This is a genomic window from Kribbella lupini (assembly GCF_039529595.1).
GTDB lineage: Bacteria > Actinomycetota > Actinomycetes > Propionibacteriales > Kribbellaceae > Kribbella > Kribbella lupini.
Genome location: NZ_BAAANC010000006.1, coordinates 19833 through 34198, shown reverse-complemented (window position 1 = coordinate 34198; position 14366 = coordinate 19833). Strand labels below are relative to the sequence as shown.

Annotated in this window: 13 protein-coding genes; 5 read left to right on the top strand and 8 right to left on the bottom strand. The window is 69.4% G+C overall.

Going from position 1 to position 14366, the window contains the following annotated elements; genetic code table 11:
• Positions 1–4 precede the first annotated feature (4 nt).
• Positions 5–934 carry a 2-hydroxyacid dehydrogenase gene (locus tag ABD235_RS38635; RefSeq protein ID WP_344183479.1) on the bottom strand — a complete coding sequence of 310 codons (930 nt, stop codon included), beginning with the start codon at positions 932–934 and terminating at the stop codon, positions 5–7.
• Between the two features lie 10 nt (positions 935–944).
• Positions 945–1652, bottom strand: coding sequence for a TIGR03086 family metal-binding protein (locus ABD235_RS38630; protein WP_344183478.1), 708 nt, complete (start codon positions 1650–1652; stop codon positions 945–947).
• Between ABD235_RS38630 and ABD235_RS38625 the strand changes: the two genes are divergently transcribed.
• The 4 genes from ABD235_RS38625 (at position 1614) to ABD235_RS38610 (ending at position 6135) form a co-directional block, all read left to right on the top strand.
• Positions 1614–2993, top strand: a complete 1380-nt coding sequence (locus tag ABD235_RS38625; RefSeq protein WP_344183477.1) for an FAD-binding oxidoreductase — start codon at positions 1614–1616, stop codon at positions 2991–2993. The two genes, ABD235_RS38630 and ABD235_RS38625, sit on opposite strands and share 39 nt — an antisense overlap.
• A complete protein-coding gene (locus ABD235_RS38620; protein ID WP_344183475.1) occupies positions 2990–4276 on the top strand; it encodes a class I SAM-dependent methyltransferase in 1287 nt (428 codons plus the stop codon). The genes ABD235_RS38625 and ABD235_RS38620 overlap by 4 nt, the downstream gene beginning before the upstream one ends.
• A 192-nt stretch (positions 4277–4468) precedes the next feature.
• Positions 4469–5605, top strand: a complete 1137-nt coding sequence (locus ABD235_RS38615) for a PQQ-dependent sugar dehydrogenase (protein WP_344183473.1) — start codon at positions 4469–4471, stop codon at positions 5603–5605.
• Between the two features lie 95 nt (positions 5606–5700).
• A complete protein-coding gene (locus ABD235_RS38610) occupies positions 5701–6135 on the top strand; it encodes a hypothetical protein (RefSeq protein ID WP_344183471.1) in 435 nt (144 codons plus the stop codon).
• Positions 6136–6184: 49 nt separating this feature from the next.
• Here the strand turns inward: ABD235_RS38610 and gatB are convergent, their stop codons facing one another.
• The 3 genes from gatB to gatC are packed head-to-tail and all read right to left on the bottom strand — an operon-like array spanning position 6185 to position 9479.
• Positions 6185–7681, bottom strand: coding sequence for an Asp-tRNA(Asn)/Glu-tRNA(Gln) amidotransferase subunit GatB (gene gatB / locus ABD235_RS38605; protein WP_344183468.1), 1497 nt, complete (start codon positions 7679–7681; stop codon positions 6185–6187).
• Positions 7678–9183: an Asp-tRNA(Asn)/Glu-tRNA(Gln) amidotransferase subunit GatA gene (gene gatA / locus ABD235_RS38600; RefSeq protein ID WP_344183466.1), complete on the bottom strand. Its 1506-nt coding sequence runs from the start codon at positions 9181–9183 to the stop codon at positions 7678–7680. The genes gatB and gatA overlap by 4 nt, the downstream gene beginning before the upstream one ends.
• Positions 9183–9479: an Asp-tRNA(Asn)/Glu-tRNA(Gln) amidotransferase subunit GatC gene (gene gatC, locus ABD235_RS38595; RefSeq protein WP_344183464.1), complete on the bottom strand. Its 297-nt coding sequence runs from the start codon at positions 9477–9479 to the stop codon at positions 9183–9185. The genes gatA and gatC overlap by 1 nt, the downstream gene beginning before the upstream one ends.
• A gap of 233 nt (positions 9480–9712) precedes the next feature.
• Between gatC and ABD235_RS38590 the strand changes: the two genes are divergently transcribed.
• Positions 9713–10357 carry an ACT domain-containing protein gene (locus tag ABD235_RS38590; protein ID WP_344183462.1) on the top strand — a complete coding sequence of 215 codons (645 nt, stop codon included), beginning with the start codon at positions 9713–9715 and terminating at the stop codon, positions 10355–10357.
• Between the two features lie 62 nt (positions 10358–10419).
• Here the strand turns inward: ABD235_RS38590 and ABD235_RS38585 are convergent, their stop codons facing one another.
• From ABD235_RS38585 to ligA, 3 genes are all read right to left on the bottom strand, one after another.
• Positions 10420–10644 carry a hypothetical protein gene (locus ABD235_RS38585; RefSeq protein WP_344183460.1) on the bottom strand — a complete coding sequence of 75 codons (225 nt, stop codon included), beginning with the start codon at positions 10642–10644 and terminating at the stop codon, positions 10420–10422.
• Positions 10645–10653: 9 nt separating this feature from the next.
• Positions 10654–12084, bottom strand: coding sequence for a hypothetical protein (locus tag ABD235_RS38580; RefSeq protein WP_344183458.1), 1431 nt, complete (start codon positions 12082–12084; stop codon positions 10654–10656).
• Positions 12085–12234: 150 nt separating this feature from the next.
• Complete coding sequence (ligA, locus tag ABD235_RS38575) at positions 12235–14364, bottom strand: NAD-dependent DNA ligase LigA (protein ID WP_344183456.1); 2130 nt, start codon at positions 14362–14364, stop codon at positions 12235–12237.
• Positions 14365–14366 lie beyond the last annotated feature (2 nt).

Here is a 14366-nt window from a genome sequence, read left to right as displayed (position 1 = left end):
GTGTTTAGCGCGGTGGACCTGCCACCACATTGATCAGTGGTTCGTTGTTCACGTACCGCTCGAGCTGGGCCCGGACCAGCCGCGCCACCCGCGGCGGGAACGCCGTCGAGGCGCCGCCGCGGTGCGGGATGATCAGCACGTTCGGCGCCGACCAGAGCGGGTGCCCGGCCGGCAACGGCTCGGGGTCGGTGACGTCGAGCGCGGCGCGGATCCTCTGCTTGTTCAGCTCGGCGACCAGGTCACCGGTGTTCACCACGACGCCGCGGGCCACGTTGACCAGCAGGGCGCCGTCCTTCATCCGGCCCAGGAACTCGGCGTCCACCAGGCCCTTCGTCTCCTCGGTCGCCGGAGTCAGGAGGACGACGACGTCCGCGCGCGGCAGCAGCTCCGGCAGCTCGGTGATCGGGTGCACCCCGTCCCGGGCCCGCCGCGCGACCCGGATGACGTCGCACTCGAACCCGGCCAGCCGCCGCTCCAGCGCCTCCCCGATCGACCCGTACCCGAGGATCAGCACGGTCCGGTCGGCGAGCGAGTCGTCGATCCCGGCATCGGCCGGCCAGATCCCCTGCTGCTGGTTCATGACCGCCTTCGGGATCCGCCGGTACGACGCCAGGATCAGCGTCATCGCCAGCTCCGCCGTCGACGCGTCGTGCACGCCCCGCGCGTTGCACAGCGTCACCCCGTCGGGCAGGTGCGGCAGGACGTTCTCGTACCCCGCGGTCTGCGTCTGCACGACCTTCAGGTTCGGCATCTCACGGATGACCTCGACCACCTGGGAGCTGCCCATGTAACTGGGCACGTAGAACTCCACCTGGTCAGGCTCAGCGGGCAGCTCGCCACCGCCGTAGTACGTCGCCTCGACGCGCTCCGGCAGCCCGCCCAGAAACGTCCGTGGGTCCTCCCACGGCAGCCATGTGATCACCGAATCAGCCATACGCAGAAACCTACTCGCCCCCACCGACAGCAGGCGACCGCCCGGTGACGGCCACCAGCCGATCCATCAACGGCGCGTCCTCGGCCACGCTCACCGGCGTACCCCACAGCTCGGGCACCGGCGGTGCCTCGAGGAACGGCGCCACGTGGGCGTAGCAAGCCTGCACGGTTTCCTCCGGCAACCGGAGGTGCTGCCCGGTCGCCTGCGCCAGATCCCAACCGTGCACGACCAGCTCAGTCAGCGCGATCCGCCCCCACTCGGCGTTGGTGAGCCCGAGCCCGGCCAGGTCCGACGTCCCCTCCCACGCGCTAGGTTCTGCCCACGCTTCTCCCAGCCGGTCCACCCTGGCGGCAAGCGTCGCCTGCCAGCCCTCGTCGCCGACCGCCAGCGGCTCCTCGACGGCCGGCTGTCCGCCCGCCGCGGCTGCGAATCCGCGCGCTCCCTCGTCCACGTGCGCGAGCAGGTCCGTCACCGAGTACTTCTCGCAGGGCTCGGCCGGCTCAGATCTTCTGGCGTGATCCCCGCCACCACCACGGTCAGCGCACGCCCGGCCGGCCTCAGATCGATCATCGGTTCCTCCTCGTGTCGTGGGTGACGTCGGACCTGGCGGTGGCGTCTCGACATCCGGTTGAAGAAAATTCTTCTGCCCGTTGTCCGGGCGCCGTCGTACTCTGAGTGGGTGCCTTCGACATCGGGTTCGACCTCGACTGTGGAACACGATCAGGCGGTCGGACGTCTCCGAGCGTCCTACCAGCGCATTCCCCCCGGGGACCCGGTCCGCCTGGCCAAGCGCAGCTCCAACCTCTTCCGCCCCCGAACGGCGGTCGAGTCGCCCGGTCTCGACGTCTCCGGGCTGACCGGCGTCATCTCGGTCGACCCCGAGGCCCGGACGGCGGACGTCCAGGGCATGTGCACGTACGAGGACCTGGTCGCCGCGACCCTGCCGTACGGGCTCACCCCGCTCGTCGTTCCGCAGCTGAAGACGATCACCCTCGGCGGCGCCGTCACCGGCCTCGGCATCGAGTCGTCGTCGTTCCGGGCCGGCCTGCCGCACGAGTCCGTTCTCGAGCTCGACATCCTGACCGGCACCGGCGACGTGGTCACCGCCCGGCCGACCGGCGAGCACGCCGACCTGTTCCGCACCTTCCCGAACTCGTACGGCACGCTCGGCTACGCCACCCGCCTGCGGATCGAGCTGGAACGCATCTCGCCGTACGTCGCGCTGCGGCACGTCCGGCTCGACCTGGACGCGCTGGCGCCGGCCATCGCCTCGGTTGTTGCTGACAGCACCTACGACGGCGAGCCCGTGCACTTCGTGGACGGGGTCGCGTTCAGCCCCACCGAGGCGTACCTGACGCTCGGCCGCAACAGCGACGCCGCCGTCCGGACGAGCGACTACACCGGCCAGCAGATCTACTACCGCTCGATCCAGCAGCGGCCGACCGACTTCCTCACCGCCCACGACTACCTGTGGCGCTGGGACACCGACTGGTTCTGGTGCTCGGCGGCTTTCGGCGCGCAGAACCGCTGGGTCCGCCGGGTCTGGCCGCGTCGCTTGCGGCGTAGCGACGTGTACCACCGGATCGTCGGCTTCGAGAACCGCCACGGCTACGTCGCCCGCCTGAACCGCCGCCGCGGTCAGCCCGACCGCGAGCGCGTCATCCAGGACGTGGAGATCCCTGCCGACCAGCTCGCGGGCTTCCTCCGCTGGTTCGACGCGGAGGTCGGCATGCGCCCGGTCTGGCTCTGCCCGCTGCGGCTGCGCGGCACCGACACCTGGCCGCTCTACCCGCTGGCCGCCGGTACGACGTACGTCAACGTCGGTTTCTGGGGCACGGTCGCCATCGCTCCGGGTGCCGCCGACGGCGACGTCAACCGCCGCATCGAGGCCGCCGTCGCCGATTTCGGCGGCCACAAGTCCTTGTACTCCGACGCCTACTACGACCGGGACACCTTCGACCGCCTGTACAACGTCCCGGCCCTCACCGCAGTGAAGAACGTCTACGACCCCGACGCCCGCCTCACCGGGCTCTACGAGAAGGCGGTGACTCGCCGATGACCACCCTGGCGACGCAGATCTCGATCGCACAGGCCCTGACAGCCGTGACCCCCGAAGGCCTCCCGTTCCGCTTCACCGCCTACGACGGCAGCGCGGCCGGCCCCGAGGACTCCCCCATCCACATGCACCTGGCCACCGAACGCGGCCTCTCGTACGTGTTGACCGCCCCCGGCGACCTGGGCATGGTCCGCGCCTACGTCCAGGGCGACCTGGAGATCACCGGCGTCCACCCCGGCAACCCGTACGCGCTGATGCGCATGATGCTCAACCACCTCCACTTCGAACGCCCCACCCCGTCGGAGGCCCTGCGCATCGTCCGAGGCCTCGGCTGGTCCCACCTGAAGCCCCCGCCGCCCCCGCCCCAGGAACACCTCCCCAAGTGGCGCCGCACCTTCGAGGGCCTCCGCCACTCCCGCACCCGCGACAAGGCCGCCATCCACCACCACTACGACGTCTCGAACACCTTCTACGAGTACGTCCTCGGCCCGTCGATGACGTACACCTGCGCGGTCTTCCCGACCGCTTCGGCCACGCTGGAAGACGCCCAGTTCGAGAAGTACGACCTCGTCGCTCGCAAACTCGACCTGCAATCCGGCCAGCGCCTGCTGGACGTCGGCTGCGGCTGGGGCGGCATGGTCCGCCACGCCGCCCGCGAGTACGGCGTCAAGGCCCTGGGCGTCACCCTCTCCGCCGCCCAGGCGGAGTGGGCCACCGAAGCCATCAAACGAGAAGGCCTGGAAGACCTCGCCGAAGTCCGCTTCCTCGACTACCGAGACGTCACCGAGCGAGACTTCGACGCCATCAGCTCCATCGGCCTCACCGAACACATCGGCGTCCGCAACTACCCGTCGTACTTCGGCTTCCTCCTGGACCACCTGAAGCCCGGCGGCCGCCTCCTCAACCACACGATCACCCGCCCCGACAACCGCTTCCGCTCGACCGGCGCCTTCATCGACCGCTACATCTTCCCCGACGGCGAACTCATCGGCTCCGGCCGAATCATCCTCGAAGCCCAAGACGCCGGCTTCGAAGTCCGCCACGAAGAGAACCTGAGAGAGCACTACGCCCTCACGTTGGCAGGTTGGTCCGAAAACCTAGAAGCCCACTGGGACGAAGCAGTAGCCGAAGTCGGCTACCCCACCGCCAAGATCTGGGGCCTGTACCTGGCGGCCTGCCGAGTAGGTTTCGAACGCAACAACACCCAACTCCACCAAATCCTCGCCGTGAAGCTGGACGACGAAGCCAACGCCCACTTCCCCCTCCGCCCCACGTGGGGAAGCTGAATCGACTCCGACAAAGGCGCACGTTTGGCGAGGCCGCCTGAAACCACGCCATGACACTCCTTGCAACGAATTCACCCTGCCGTCGTGCCGTCCTGCGACTCCGGAGGAACCGGTCAGGCGCGGCTTTCGTCGGGTTTTCGGGGGTACTTCGGGATAGTGAGGGTGGTGGGTTGTCGACTCGGAGGAGATGGCGTGCGTACTGCGGCTCTGGTGGTGGCGGTGGGGTTGTTGGCTGCTGGGTGCTCGGACCCGGAGGGCCAGGCTGCGCCTGGTCCTTCGGCGTCGGTGGGGAGCAGTGGGACGCCGTCCAGTACGCCGACGCCGTCCGCGCCGTCGAGCAGTAGTGCCGCGCCTCAGGGGCCGGTGAAGTTGCAGGCGGCGGGGACGGTGGCTACAGGGATCGACGTGCCCTGGGGGCTGGCGTTCTTGCCGGACAAGTCGGCGTTGGTGACCGAGCGGGACTCCGGGAAGGTGAAGCGGGTTGCCGGTGGGCGGGCGGCTGAGGTGGGGACAGTGGAAGGCGTTGACGCCTCGTCCGAGGGTGGGTTGCTGGGGATCGCGGTGGATCCGCAGTACCCGAGCCGGCCGTATGTCTATGTCTACTACTCGACCGGCGAGGACAACCGGATTGCTCGGCTGACCTACCAGGGCAACAGGCTGTCGGGGCAGCAGGCCATTCTCCAAGGGATCCCGATGGCGGCGGTGCACAACGGCGGGCGGCTGCGGTTCGGATCCGACGGATTCCTGTACGCCGGAACCGGCGACGGCGGTGACCGGCCGAACTCGCAGGACGACGACTCGCTGGGCGGGAAGATCCTCCGGATCACGACCGACGGGAAGCCCGCGCCCGGCAATCCGGGCGGAAAGACTTGGTTCTCCAAGGGCCACCGCAACGTGCAGGGCCTCGCGTTCGACGGGCAGCAGCTGTACGCCGCGGAGTTCGGCCAGAACACCTGGGACGAGCTGAACGCGATCACCTCCGGCGCCAACTACGGCTGGCCGGGTGCCGAAGGAGTCTCGAGGCTCGACGGGATGGTGGATCCGATCGCGCAGTGGAAGACCGACGACGCCTCCCCCTCGGGGATCACGACCGCGCAGGGGCACGTCTTCATGGCCGGGCTCAGAGGCGAGCGGTTGTGGGCGATTCCCGTTGCCGACGGCAAGCGGACCGGTGAGCCGGTGGCGTTCCTCACCAACCAGTACGGGCGTTTGCGGACCGTCGAGGCCGCGCCGGACGGCTCGTTGTGGCTGACCACGTCCAACACCGACGGGCGCGGCGACGTACGCGACGGCGACGACCGGATCCTGCGGGTGACCATCACTCGCTGACGATGCATGGATTTTCCTCCCACCTGGTACTAGTGGAAGCACACACACTCAGGAGGGGAGACGCTGTGCCACATCAGGCGCCACTGGAATCCAGCGTGATCACGTCGACGGAGCAGTACGAGGACGCACTGCGCACTGTCGACCAGCTGCGGTCCTACGGGATGAAACAGCTGGAGATCACCGGCGCCGGACTGCGCATGGTGGACAGACGCAACGCCAACGTCGCGCGGGCCAGTGGGGTCAGCGCGCTGTCCGGTGCGGCGCTGGGGCTGGCGCTCGGTGTGTTCGTGACGCTGGTCGCCGACACGAGCATGACCGGGCTGGTCGTCGTCTTCTGGGGTCTCGTGTACGGCGCGATCCTGGGCGCCCTGGTCGGCTTCTTCAAGGCGCTGGTGCACAACCGCCCGGAGGCGCCGGCGAGCGAAGTGCGCCCGACGGAGTACGAGGTGCGCTGCGCGCCGGCCGACGTCGCCGTGGCGAAGAAGCTGCTCAGCACTCCCCCGGACCTGCACCACCAAGAAGCGGCGTGACAGACCGGTAGGCCCCAGTGATCACTGGGGCCTACCGGTTCTCTGTTACCTAGATCCCGAGCTTGGCGTTCAGCAGCTCGCGGACCTTCGCCGCGTCGCCCTTGCCGCGCAGGTCCTTCATCACGGCGCCGATCAGCGCACCCGCGGCAGCGGGCTTGCCGGAGTTGACCTTCTCCACCACGTCCGGGTTCGCCGCGATGGCCCGGTCGATCGCCTCGATCAGCGCGGAGTCGTCGGAGACCAGCGCGAGGCCGCGGGCCTCGATGATCTGCGCCGGCGTGCCCTCGCCCTTCACCAGACCGTCGAAGACCTGACGCGCGAGCTTGTCGTTCAGCGCACCGGAGTCGACGAGCTTCTGCACCTCGGCGACCTCGGTTGCGCCGACCCCCAACTCACCGAGCGCGACGCCCGACTCGTTGGCGGCCCGCGCCAGCTCACCCAGCCACCACTTCTTCGCGGCAGCCGGCGTGACGCCGAGCTCAACGGTGCCGACGACCAGCTCGAGCGCGTTGCCGTTGACGACGTCGCGCATCTCCAGGTCGGTGAAGCCCCACTCCTCCTGCAGCCGGACGCGTCGCGTGGACGGCGCCTCGGGCAGCGTCGCGCGCAGCTCCTCCACCCACTCGCGCGACGGCGCGACCGGGACCAGGTCCGGCTCGGGGAAGTACCGGTAGTCGTCGGCGTCCGACTTCTCCCGGCCCGACGTGGTGACGCCGGTGTCCTCGTGCCAGTGCCGCGTCTCCTGCAGCACCTTGCCACCGGAGGCCAGTACGGCGGCCTGCCGGGTGATCTCGTAGGTGACCGCGCGCTCGACCGAGCGGAACGAGTTCACGTTCTTGGTCTCGGTCCGCGTCCCCAGCACCGTCGAGCCGTGCGGCTTCAGCGAGACGTTGGCGTCGCAGCGCAGCGAGCCCTGGTCCATCCGGACGTCGGACACGTCGAGCGCGAGCAGCAGGTCACGCAGCATGCTCACGTACGCCTTGGCGACCGCCGCGGCCTTGTCCGGCGCGACCTCGATCGTCTTGGTGACGATCTCGATCAGCGGGATGCCGGCCCGGTTGTAGTCGACCAGCGAGTGCGAGGCGCCGTGGATGCGGCCGGTCGCGCCACCCACGTGGGTGGACTTGCCGGTGTCCTCCTCCATGTGCGCGCGCTCGATCTCGATCCGGTACGTCTCGCCGTCGACGACGACCTCGGTCCAGCCGTTGAACGCGATCGGCTCGTCGTACTGCGAGGTCTGGAAGTTCTTCGGCATGTCCGGGTAGAAGTAGTTCTTCCGGGCGAACCGGCACCACTCGGCGATCTCGCAGTTCAGCGCGAGGCCGATCTTGATCGCGGCCTCGACGGCCTTGGCGTTGACGACCGGCAGCGCGCCGGGCAGGCCTAGGCAGACCGGGCAGGTCTGTGTGTTCGGCGGGGCGCCGAACTCGGTCGGGCAGCCGCAGAACATCTTCGACTTGGTGTTCAGCTCGACGTGGACCTCGAGGCCCAGCACCGGGTCGTACTGCGCGAGTGCGTCCTCGATCGCGAAAACCTCGGCGGTCATCGGGTCACCTCCAGCTCCGGAGCCTTGGACATCAGGACGCCGCCCCACTGGTCGGCCAGGGCGGCCTCGAGCGCGCCACCGACCTGGTAGAGCAGCTCGTCACGCATCACCGGCGCCATCACGTGGAAGCCGACCGGCATGCCGTCCTCGTCGGCCAGGCCGCACGGGAACGACGCCGCCGCGTTGCCGGCCAGGTTCGACGGGATCGTGCACAGGTCGTTCTTGTACATCGCGATCGGGTCGTTCACCCGGTCGCCGATCGCGAACGCGGTCGTCGGCGTGGCCGGCGAGACCAGCACGTCGACCTGCTCGTAGGCCTTCTCGAAGTCGCGCGCGATCAGCGTGCGCACCTTCTGCGCCTGGCCGTAGTACGCGTCGTAGTAGCCACTCGACAGCGCGTGCGTGCCGAGCATGATGCGGCGCTTCACCTCGGCGCCGAAGCCTGCCTCGCGAGTCAGGTTCATGACCCGCTCCGCGCTGTTCTCGCCGTCGTCACCGACCCGCAGGCCGTAGCGCATCGCGTCGAACTTGGCCAGGTTGGACGAGGCCTCGCTCGGCAGGATCAGGTAGTACGCCGGCAGCGCGTACTGGAAGTGCGGGCAGGACACCTCGACCACCTCGGCGCCGAGCTTGGTGAGCAGCTCGACCGCCTCGTGGAAGCGGGCCTCGACACCCGGCTGGTACCCCTCGCCGCCGAGTTCCTTGACGACACCGATCCGCAGACCGGCGACGTCGGCACGACGGGCCGCGTCGACCACCGCCGGCACCGGCTGGTTGATCGACGTCGAGTCCATCTTGTCGTGCCCGGCGATCACCTCGTGCAGCAAGGCGGCGTCGAGCGTCGTCCGCGCGCACGGGCCAGGCGTGTCCAGGCTGGAGGCCAGCGCGATCAGCCCGTACCGCGAGGTGCCGCCGTACGTCGGCTTGACGCCGACCGTGCCGGTGAACGCACCCGGCTGACGGATCGAGCCACCGGTGTCGGTGCCGATCGCCAGCGGAGCCTCGTACGCCGCCAGCGCCGCCGACGAACCGCCGCCGGAGCCGCCGGGGATCCGGTTCAGGTCCCACGGGTTGTGGGTGGTGCCGTACGCCGAGTTCTCGGTCGACGACCCCATCGCGAACTCGTCCATGTTGGTCTTGCCGAGGATCACCACGCCGGCCGCCTTCAGCCGTTGCACGACGGTCGCGTCGTACGGCGGCTTCCAGCCCTCGAGCATCTTCGACCCGGCGGTCGTCGGGACGCCGTCCTGGGTCAGCACGTCCTTCAGTGCCAGCGGTACGCCGGCCAGCGGGCCGAGCTTCTCGCCGGCCGCGCGCTTCTTGTCGACGGCCGCGGCCTGCGCCAGCGCACCCTCGGTGTCGACGTGCAGGAACGCGTGCACGGCGCCGTCGACGGCACCGATCCGGTCCAGGTGCGCCTGGGTGATCTCCACCGAGCTGGCCTCACCGGACGTCATCAGCTCCGACAGCTCGACGGCTGTCTTGCGAGTCAGGTCACCCATCAGTCCTCCTCCAGGATCCGCGGCACCCGGAATCGCTGGTCCTCCGCGGCCGGCGCGCCGGACAGGGCCTGCTCCGGCGTCAGGCACGGCACGTTCACGTCCTCGCGCATCACGTTCGTGATCGGCAGGGCGTGCGAGGTCGGCGGGATGTCGTCCGCGGCCACCTCGCTGACCTGCCCGACCAGCGCGATGATCTGGTCGAGCTGCGGTGCGAGGTGGTCGAGCTCGTCGTCGGAGAGCTCGATCCGCGCCAGTCGCGCCAGGTGCGCGACCTCTTCGCGGGTAATCGATGGCATGAAGGGCATCCAATGTGTTCGATTGCTGACCGAAACGCCGAGAGGCTCTCGGTGTTTCGTGAGTCATCCTAGAGGGCACCCGTGACGGCTGTGTTGCCTGCTGCCCAAGGCTGTGGACAACGCGTTCGGGTTCATCAGTTGAGCACCGCTGGCGTGTCACTTTGCTTCGCTCTGTAACATTGGCCGCGACAGGGCGTAACTTGCGTGGTTTTGGGCTGGGAGATGATCGTTCGGTGTTCCTGCTGCGATTGATCATCCCGGACCGCCCCGGGTCCCTGGGCACGGTGGCGACCGCCCTCGGCGAGGTCGACGCCGACATCCACGCGATCGAGATCGTCGAGCACCGGCGCGAGAACGGCACGGCCGTCGACGACATCGTGGTCGACCTCCCGCCGGGCGTGCTGCCCGACCGGCTGGTCTCCGCGTGCAACGGCGTCGAAGGCGTCGAGGTGATTTGGTTCTCCCGGTACGGCGCGGGCGGCGGCCTGCACATGGACCTCGAAGCCGTGGAGCAGATGACCTCGGCCCCGGCCGAGGCGATCGACATCCTGGTCGAGCAGGCGCCCTCGGTGCTGCACGCCGACTGGGCCGCGCTGCTGGACGGCACCGGTGGTGAGGTGAAGGTCGCCCTGGAGACCAGCGCGACGCCGGAGTTCGGTGGCCTGGTCGAGCAGTGGCTTCCGCTGGAGAAGGCGACGACGCTGGCCGCGCCGGACCACAAGGGCCTGGTCGAGTCCGTGCTGGTCGCGGCTCCGCTGGAGTCCGACCGCCGCGTGCTCGTGGTCGGCCGGCGCGGTGGGCCGGAGTTCCTCGGCTCCGAGGTCGCCCGCCTCAGCTACCTGGCCAACCTCGCCGTCACCATCCACGCGACCGCGTAGTCGCTGAAGCACAAAGCCTCCTCACACCAGGTGTGAGGAGGCTTTCGCGTGGACGAGAAGGCTCAGCGCAGTTCGAAGTACGCCAGGGCGCCGAGCCCCACGATGGCCAGCAGGACGAGCCCGCCGGCCAGCGCGGTGACCAGGATCGCGGTGAGGTTCTTGCCGTCGCCCGCCGGGAGCTCGAACTGGGTCGGCCCCCAGGCGCCGCCACCGTCGACGCGCTGCAGCGCCTCGGGCGGCGGCTTGGCCACCGCCCGCGACTCACGCTTCTGCGGCTCGAACTTCACCCGGGACCCTCAGACGTAGAACGACTCGTACGAGAACTCGACCGACCGCGACCCGTAGGAGTCGTCCGCGTCGGAGAGGATCTCCACGCGCCAGCCGGACACGTACGCAGTGTACGACTTGCCGTCGTTGCGGGCGTCGACGAACGCCTTCAGCGCCGCGACGTCCGGGCCCTTCAGCACCGCGAGCCCGTCGGCGAACACCGCCGTACCGCCGGACTTCACGTCCTCGACGTCGCCGGAGGCGCGCATCTGGAACGAGCGCAGCCCGCCGCCCTGCGACCCGAAGCCGAGCACCGACAACGACCCGTACTTGCCGAGCGTCTTGCGGCACGTCAGACCGGTCTTGCAGTCGTACTTCTTCGCCTTCAGCCCGGCGACCATCGACGCCTGGGTGGTCTCGAACTCCTTGCGCGGCAGGTCGAGCTCGTCCGCGCCGGACTTCTTGCCACCGACCTGGATGGTGTCGCCGTTGTTGCGCAGCGAGAACTCGCCCCAGGTGCTGCCGACCTTCTGCGACTTCTGGCCGTTCTTGACCGCCTGCTGCACCTTGGCCACCTCCGAACCGCCGAAGGTGTCGTTGCCGAGGGCCTGCAGCGCGGCGTCGAACGTGACGCCCGCGTTGTTCACGTTGTCGTCGTTCCTCGACTTGATCAGCACCGCGATGATCGAGCCGTCGGACTGGAACTGGAACACCGTCTCGGCCTCGGTCGCACCGTCGAGCTTGAAGCAGCCACGGTGGGCGCCCTGCGCCCCGTTGAACAGGTCGCTGCACTGGTACCCGTCGGCCTGGAGCTTGTCGGTCGCGGCCTTGGCCTGACCGGTCGCCTGCCCGAGCTCACCGGCCGGCGGTGCGCTCGTCGGGTCGCCGTTCGGCGTCTCCGGACCGTCGGTCGGCTGGGAGGAGGTGGTGGTCGTCGGCTGCGTGGTCGGCTCGTCGTCACCACCGAGCGCCTTGATCCCGACGAAGACCAGCAGGCCGATCACCAGGATGCCGACGATGCCGCCGCCGATGAACAGCGGCATCTTGTCCTTGCCGCCACCGGAGCCACCCGGGCCGTTGGGCTGCCAGGGCTGCTGACCGCCCTGCTGCTGGTGCCAGCCGGTCTGCTGCGGCTTCTGCTGCTGCCACGGCTGCTGCTGGTACCCGCTGCCGCTCTGCTGCTGACCCCAACCAGGCTGTCCCTGCTGCGGCTGCTGGCCGGGCTGCTGACCCCAGCCACCCTGCTGCGGCGGCTGACCCTGCTGAGGAGGCTGCCCCTGAGAGGGCTGACCCTGCTGAGGCGGCTGGCCCGGCTGCGGCGGGCGCTGTCCCCAGCCACCACCGTCCTGGGGCGGCTGCTGTTGTCCCCAGCCACCTTGCCCCTGGTTTCCCCCGTGCTGCCCGCCCGGCTGGCCCCCCGGCTGCCCAGGACCCCACGGTCCTTGTGGCGGCGTAGTCATATTCGCTCCTTAGTGACCCACGTGTGGACGTGCAAAGTTAACAGTCGGACGGGCCAGGCCATACAACGGATCCATCGAACCGGAAATCCTTTGTGCCAAGGCGGAACAGCCGTACCGACCTAGGCCAGTTCTCCCGGCGAACCGGACGATCTACACCTCGCCGGGCTCCGGCGTGGTCGCCACCTCGGCCGCCGCGTCCGCGCCCTGCTCGATCAGGACCTGGAACCCGGCCGCGTCCAGGATCGGTACGCCGAGCTGCACGGCCTTGTCGTACTTCGACCCCGGAGAGTCACCGACCACCACGAACGACGTCTTCTTCGACACCGACCCGGCCACCTTGCCACCGCGCGACACGATCGCCTCGGTCGCCTCGTCCCGGCTGAAGCCCTCGACCGTGCCGGTCACCACGACCGACAGTCCGGTCAGCGTCTGCTCGACGGTCGGCCCGGTCCGCTCCTGCCGCAGCTGGACGCCGGCGGCCTTCCACTTGCGCACGATCTCCTGGTGCCAGTCCACCTGGAACCACTCGATCACCGCGTGCGCGATGGTCGGGCCGACGCCCTCGATCTGCGCCAGCTCCTCCTCGCCGGCCGCCTCGACCGCGTCGATGTCGTCGTACGCCGCTGCCAGCGCGGCGGCCGCGGTCGGGCCGACGTGCCGGATCGACAGCGCGACCAGACCGCGTGACAGCTGCTGCGACTTGGCCGCCTCGAGGTTGGCGAGCAGCTTCTGTGCGTTCGCCGACAGCGCCCCGGCCTTGGTGGTGAAGAACGGGCTGCGCGCCAGCGCCTCCTCGGTCAGCGTGAACAGGTCACCCTCGTCGGTGATCAGCTCGCTGCTGATCAACGCGTCGGCCGCCTTGAAGCCGAGCACCTCGATGTCGAACGCCGACCGCCCGGCCAGGTGGAAGAGCCGCTCGCGCAGCTGGGCCGGGCAGGACCGCGAGTTCGGGCAGCGGATGTCGACGTCGCCCTCCTTCATCGGCCGCAGCGTCGTACCGCAGGACGGGCACTCGGTCGGCATCCGGAACGGGTACGCCTCCTTGGGCCGCAGGTCGATCACCGGGCCGAGGATCTCCGGGATCACGTCGCCGGCCTTGCGCAGCACGACGGTGTCGCCGATCCACACGCCCTTGCGCTCGACCTCCTGCGCGTTGTGCAGCGTGGCGAACTCGACCGTCGAGCCGGCCACCCGCACCGGCTCCATCACCCCGTACGGCGTGACGCGACCGGTGCGGCCGACGTTCACCTCGATCGAGAGCAGCTTGGTGGTGACCTCTTCCGGCGGGTACTTGTACGCGATCGCCCAGCGCGGCGCGCTCGACGTCGAGCCCAGCGCGCGCTGCAGGTCGACCTCGTCGACCTTCACCACGACGCCGTCGATCTCGTGGTCGACGGAGTGCCGGTTCTCCCCGTAGTACGTGATGAAGTCGTTCACCTCGGCCAGCGTCTCGACCCGGCGGGCGCGGTCGCTGACCGGCAGGCCCCACGCCTTCAGCTGCTCGTACGCCTCGGACAGCCGGGCGATGTGATGCCCGTCGACGCGGCCGAGTCCGTGCACGACGAACCGCAGCGGGCGCTGGGCGGAGACCCGCGGGTCCTTCTGCCGCAGCGAACCGGCGGCGCCGTTGCGCGGGTTGGAGAACGGGTCCTTGCCCGCCTCAACGAGTTGCGCGTTCAGCTGCTGGAAGTCCTCGACCCGGAAGTAGACCTCGCCGCGCACCTCGAGGAACTCCGGCGGGTCGTCGGTGTCCAGCACCTCGGGGATGCTCGCGATGGTCCGCACGTTGAGCGTGACGTCTTCCCCGGTCGTGCCGTCACCCCGGGTCGCGCCGGTGACCAGGCGACCGTTCTTGTAGACCAGGTCCAGCGCCAGCCCGTCCACCTTGAGCTCGCAGAGGAAACCGCTGTCATGGATTTGTTTGACCGTGACCTCGCGCTCGAGCCGCTTGGCCCAGGCCTCCATCTGCTCGGCGGAGAACGCGTTGCCCAGGCTCTCCATCCGCTGCGGGTGGGTGACCGGCGCGAACAGCGTCGAGATCGGTACGCCGACCTTCTGCGTCGGCGAGTCCGGCGTGCGCAGCTCGGGGAACTCCTCCTCGATGCCCTGCAGCTCGTGCATCAGCGCGTCGAAGTCCGCGTCGGAGATGGTCGAGGTCGCCATGTAGTAGCGGAACCGGTGCTCCTCGATCTCGCGGCTCAGCGCGGCGTGCCGCTCCCGCACCTCGGGCGGCGCGGCAGGCTGGTCGGCGGCGTTCGTCTCGGGGATCTCCGTGCTCATGA

What these genes read in the sequence shown, in the direction of transcription:
- ABD235_RS38635 (WP_344183479.1), bottom strand. Translation starts at nt 934, where the DNA reads ATGGCTGATTCGGTGATCACATGGCTGCCGTGGGAGGACCCACGGACG.
- gatA (WP_344183466.1), bottom strand. Translation starts at nt 9,183, where the DNA reads ATGGGTGACCTGACTCGCAAGACAGCCGTCGAGCTGTCGGAGCTGATG.
- ABD235_RS38580 (WP_344183458.1), bottom strand. Translation starts at nt 12,084, where the DNA reads ATGACTACGCCGCCACAAGGACCGTGGGGTCCTGGGCAGCCGGGGGGC.
- gatB (WP_344183468.1), bottom strand. Translation starts at nt 7,681, where the DNA reads ATGACCGCCGAGGTTTTCGCGATCGAGGACGCACTCGCGCAGTACGAC.
- ABD235_RS38620 (WP_344183475.1), top strand. Translation starts at nt 2,990, where the DNA reads ATGACCACCCTGGCGACGCAGATCTCGATCGCACAGGCCCTGACAGCC.
- gatC (WP_344183464.1), bottom strand. Translation starts at nt 9,479, where the DNA reads ATGCCATCGATTACCCGCGAAGAGGTCGCGCACCTGGCGCGACTGGCG.
- ligA (WP_344183456.1), bottom strand. Translation starts at nt 14,364, where the DNA reads ATGAGCACGGAGATCCCCGAGACGAACGCCGCCGACCAGCCTGCCGCG.